Annotated in this window: 2 protein-coding genes; both read right to left on the bottom strand. The window is 59.5% G+C overall.

Features of this window, described 5'->3' with window-relative positions; all coding sequences use genetic code 11:
• On the bottom strand, nucleotides 1-1024 hold a 1024-nt coding region (locus VJV58_RS21930), incomplete at its 3' end, for a glycogen debranching N-terminal domain-containing protein (RefSeq protein ID WP_324139469.1).
• Between the two features lie 34 nt (nucleotides 1025-1058).
• Nucleotides 1059-2168: a glycosyltransferase family 4 protein gene (locus tag VJV58_RS21925; RefSeq protein WP_324139468.1), complete on the bottom strand. Its 1110-nt coding sequence runs from the start codon at nucleotides 2166-2168 to the stop codon at nucleotides 1059-1061.
• Between the last annotated feature and the right edge of the window lie 265 nt (nucleotides 2169-2433).

Genomic DNA, 2433 nt, shown 5'->3' with positions numbered 1-2433 from the left:
TTGCCTGCGTGGCGGCGAGCGTCAGCAGCACGCCTTGAGCGAGCGATGGGTCCATCCACAGCATCAGCATCGCGGTAATGATGCCATCCCGGCCAAAGACGGTATTGAACCACGGGATTCCGGCGTAAGGGTAAAGGCCGTGCGGTGTCGCCGTGACCAAAGTGTAGACGTCCGATGTCGCGCGCGACACAACCTCTTCGAACGCCTCGTTCGACGTTGCGAGTGTCGCGATCCGACGCGTCAGCTGCCGGCGTTCCCGCCGCGTCTCGCGATAGGCGCGGAAATAGTCTGCGATCTGCGTCGCCTCTTGCGCGTTGCTTTCCAGACATAGCACGGTGATGAATATCGACGTCTGACCATGAGCTACGATCTCGACCTCGACCATCGCGCGGTCGGACGCGAGTCTGACCGGCCGCGGATCGAACTGGATCAAGGTGGTGCGTTCGATCTTATCGAGTCCTCGATATTTGAACCTGACCGCCTTGGAATCGATCACGTTGCTGGACAACGTGCCGCGACGATGCCGTCGGGTGCCGCGGATTTCGAACAGATCGTGGAAATCGGCGGCGTAAAGAAAATCTAGGCGCAGGCGCCGCTTTGCCGACCCGAAATTCCTGATTCCGATGCGTTCGTAGCTCGCGCCATCCCGGAGAATGGTCGTCCGCGTCAAGAAGATCGTATCTTTCGGGAGCTTGTCGTCTTTCCCGAGAAGAACATCGGGATTGGTCAGTTCGACGGTGAGCGCCGATTTGTTGTCGTGCATGGCGGAGCCCAACAGCAGCGGCTTCTTGCCTTCCAGGCGCATTTCAAATTGCGAAAGGAACCTGGTGTCGCAGTAAAACAAGCCTTGCGCGGAGTCTTGCAGCGGTTCGATATCACCGAATCCATTGACGACCGCAAACGCATCCCCATGCTTGAGGCTGCGAAGGGGCTGGTCCGTCAACGAGCTGTGCGCCTCGATGGCGTATTCGGACCAGAGGTTGGCATCGGTGACCGGTTGCACGGCCGTGGCGGTCTTTGACATCTGACGTGCTCGCTACGTCATTGACGAATGCTTGCTAGTCGGGAGCGATGGCGGCCTCCGCGGAACGGCGCCGCTGGTTGGCGACGAGATGATGAGATGCCTTCGTCGCGCCGTCCGATGCGCTGCGGGCCAACAGCGCCTCATAAACTTCGATATAGTCATAGGCCATCCGCGATGCTGAAAACCGCTCCAGGAATCGCCAGCGCACGGCGGCGCGACTCAGGTGGCGAACCTGCTCGGCTGCGAGCAAGGCCTCATCGATGCTGTCGACGATGTAACCGGTCACACCATTATCAACGACCTCTGGGACCGAGCCTTTCCTCCAGGCGATCACGGGCGTTCCCGTACACATGGCTTCGATCATGACCAGGCCGAATGGCTCCGGCCAATCAATCGGGAAAAGCAGGGCCAACGCGTTGCCGAGGAATTCGGCTTTGCGCCGGTCGTCAATTTCGCCGACGAACTCGATGAGCGGATGGTTCAGCAAGGGCTTGATCTCATGCGTGAAATAAGCCGCGTCGACGGAATCGACCTTTGCGGCGATTTTCAATGGGAGCCCTGCGCGCTTGGCGATTTCGATGGCTCGATCCGGACGCTTCTCGGGCGCAATCCGACCGAGAAATGCGAGATAGCTGCCGGGCCGCGGGTTGAAAGGGTAAAGCGTTTCGGGCAACCCATGATACACGGTTCCCACCCAATTCGCTCCTGCAGGCATGTCTCCCCGCTGAGCATTCGAAATCGAAACGAGCGGCATCTCCGGAAACGTGCGGAAGATCGGATGGAAGTCGGGCAGATCGAGACGGCCATGCAACGTGGTCAGGCACTTGTGGGCGTGCTGCTGAAACATCGGAAACTGCAGCAGGTCGATATGGAAGTGGAGTACGTCGAATTCGTCCGTTCGCCGCCGCACCTGCTCCAGCATCGCCAACAGGCTCGCGGTATGGTCGCGCAACCCAGCCTGCCTCAGCGGACCGGGTAAAGGCACGAGCGTACATGGAACCTCGGATCCGGCACTTGCGAAGACAGTTATCGCATGGCCTCGCCGTGCCAGTTCGTGGACGAGCCAAGAAACGACGCGCTCGGTACCTCCATAAAGCTTTGGCGGGACGGTTTCGGCGAGCGGAGCGATTTGCGCGATGCGCATTGTGGGGTCCTGTATTTCCCCGACGGCGAACCAGTCTGATCGGAAAACGTCTCTGTTGCACGAAAGTTCGCAATGCAGCGTGTCGGTCGGGTGAAAGTGGCGAGGCGCGTCCGGCATTGAACCCGACGATCAAGATCACCAACAACGTCGCGCTGTTGCTCTAGCGGTCCTCGCGCACTAAGCGGCACGCAATCGAGAAAAGGGAAAGGGCCCGCTCACCGGCGGGCCCTTTTTGCATTTGCGTAAAGTCGCGTTAGAGAATGTT

The organism is Bradyrhizobium sp., from assembly GCF_035273305.1.
In the GTDB taxonomy this organism is placed as follows: Bacteria; Pseudomonadota; Alphaproteobacteria; order Rhizobiales; family Xanthobacteraceae; genus Bradyrhizobium.
This window is presented reverse-complemented; position numbering and strand designations above follow the sequence as displayed.

What these genes read in the sequence shown, in the direction of transcription:
- VJV58_RS21925 (WP_324139468.1), bottom strand. Translation starts at nt 2,168, where the DNA reads ATGCGCATCGCGCAAATCGCTCCGCTCGCCGAAACCGTCCCGCCAAAG.